Consider the following 2,588-nt stretch of genomic DNA (forward strand, 5'->3'; position numbering starts at 1 on the left):
CTAGCAGGTGCTGGAGCAGCCTTTGGATATGAAGAATTTTACGATGAAAAGAATGGCTATAAAAACTATGTAAGCAGCGCAGAGGCAATCGAGGCTGCAGCAGCTTCTATTCCTACTGCCACTTCTCCGTCACAGCCGGAGCAAGCCGCCACTTTTTCGGATGTGGACGGCAAGGTTACGGAAGTAACGGATGAAAAAATCACGGTTGAGGTACCATTCCTGGGAGCAAAAACCTTTACGATTGATAAAAATACGAAGATTGAAGACTTTCTTCAGCCTTTAAAGAAAGGCTCTCTTGTCGATATCGATGCAAATGGTGACACAGCCTACAAAATCGAAGCAGAGAAGACAATGGATGCCCATGGTACCGTTGTTGCGGTCACAGACCAAGAGGTGACAATCAATTATAATGGTACCGAGCAATCGTTCAAAAAGGCAGCCAAGTTCCAGATTGATTCGGACGAATACACCCGCGCAATCGAAGGATTACCAGCTGAAATTTCGCTGAATGAAGATTTGGAAATTGTCGAACTTGAAATAGAAGATGATTATAATGATTAAGCATGGCAAATCCTACTATAATCAAAAATAACATTAGTCACTTATAGGTCTAAAGAGCAAACAAAAGACCACTCCATTAAGATTTCGGAGTGGTCTTTCAAACTCTTCCTTGGGAACAGGACTATTCTATATAGGGCTGTTTCTAATGATTTTAATATTAATTCTATTCATCATTAAGTTAATAACATCAAAAAGTAATAACCAAAATTCAGATGTATACCTATACAACTGCAATGAAAAACATCCCTAATTATATTAACATTGTTTTTTAAAAGAAATTCTCTGTTCAACGTTACAGCAACACTTTATCAAAGAAAAGGTAAAGACCCAGCTCAATAGAACAAAATGAATGTTAAAATATCTTGTCCTAAAACATGATCCATCCTTCCCCTACTCCCGTCCCTTACCCAAATAAATAAACTTCCGAAGCACCCATTCAACTGGACCAATCGAAAACCTTTGTCCATACCAATTGGCTATCACCAATTGCGCCGAATAGATAGCAACGGCAATCACAAGCCCAAGAGCTACCCCCAACTCTCCGAAGAAACCGAAACCGTAGCCGTAAAAAATTGTTGTACAAATGATTGACTGCATTAAATAATTTGTTAATGACAGGCGGCCAAGATTTACAAAAGCTTTTGACAAAGTGTTCTCTTTCATAGATAGAAATAGTAATGTAAAGGCTGCCATATAGCCAATTGCTAACATATACGTCCCTACGCCATACAGCAGCTTCCCTGCAAAATGATCCCAGTACAATAACCCTTTACACACTAATCCTGCAGGAATCAGCAAAGACAGGCGCCTTAACAGATTTATCTTTTTTTCAATATCCATAAAGAAATCCACCTTAGCGGCAGCCATCCCTGCCAATACTACAGGGCCAATAGTGATGAAAGATAAAATGATGAGGAACACAAGTACGAATGGCAATGCAATTACTATAAAACCGAACGGTATGTCATCGGATATACCCACGCGATGCTTCACAACATCCAAATATGTACCATTCTTCAAAATATCCAATGTCGCCTTCATATCTGTTAAAACCATACTGAGAAGATCTGTTTTCACTAAAAGAAGTGGTGTCATACAAAGTGTTAAAATTATCGCCCATACTAGGATGGTTTTCACTTTACGCTTTACAAATAACATCGCAATAATTAGGCCAGATCCATAAATTAATAAAATATCCCCGTCCCAAACGAAGACACTATGTAAAACACCTAACGTCATTAAACCAATGGCACGTCTCCATAAAGGCCCTCTTGCACTCAATTCACGCTTTTCCAATGAGCGTACAAATAAAATTATGCTATAACCAAATAGAAACCCAAAAATCGGAACGAACGATCCCTCTACAAATATTTTCGTAAAATAATAGGCTGTTTTATCCCACCATGTAGCCGGTTGAATGGTTTCTAGCGTAATATTGTTATATTGAAAATACAGCATATTAGCAATCAAAATGCCCATTAATGAAAATCCCCTGAGGGCATCTACTACCTTGATTCTTTTCTTCATTATGTATCTCCTTGCTTTAAAAATTATTAATCTTTCCTTCATCCAAACACTTCATCATTCGTATATAGGTCGGCTGGTCTACTCTTTGTTTTGAGTGTGCCTACCTATAATTGATAGATTCCTCCTTACACCCACATCTTTGAATGCACAAGAGGGCAATAACCGGAAATCACGTAGCTGTTCTCCGATTATTGCCCCATTAATCAAATAAAAAGAGATGAAAATTATACTGTATGTAACTTTTTGCTAAAAACATCATACAAAACCCCTGCCAGGCCCATGAATAGAATAATAAATCCATAAACGTTGGCATTGCCCCAAAAAACATGATAAAAGCCTAATCCTGCAGTACAATAAGCAAGCGCCGCCGTTAAAGTCCTCTTCACCCTAAGCTTCTCACTCCCTTCCAGTTTCAATTTTAACATTTAATGGTATATATGTAAAAATAGTAATGGCGCTTTTTTTAATAATGATATAATTATTTTCTGAGTAAGTCGGAT

At 37.9% G+C, this 2,588-nt stretch carries 2 protein-coding genes; one reads left to right on the forward strand and one right to left on the reverse strand.

All coding sequences use genetic code 11. The features are described from left to right. A partial coding sequence (locus tag AC52RT_RS11485; protein WP_495540869.1) for a DUF5666 domain-containing protein occupies nt 1-561 on the forward strand: 561 nt, incomplete at its 5' end. Nucleotides 562-951: 390 nt separating this feature from the next. On the opposite strand, the gene AC52RT_RS11490 is transcribed toward AC52RT_RS11485, so the two are convergent. Beyond that, nucleotides 952-2,088 carry a DUF418 domain-containing protein gene (locus AC52RT_RS11490; protein WP_495540870.1) on the reverse strand — a complete coding sequence of 379 codons (1,137 nt, stop codon included), beginning with the start codon at nt 2,086-2,088 and terminating at the stop codon, nt 952-954. Between the last annotated feature and the right edge of the window lie 500 nt (nt 2,089-2,588).

Source organism: Peribacillus sp. (genome assembly GCF_059453735.1).

Bases quoted from the DNA above. Each gene is read 5' to 3' on its own strand.
- AC52RT_RS11490 (WP_495540870.1), bottom strand. From the start codon at position 2,088: ATGAAGAAAAGAATCAAGGTAGTAGATGCCCTCAGGGGATTTTCATTA.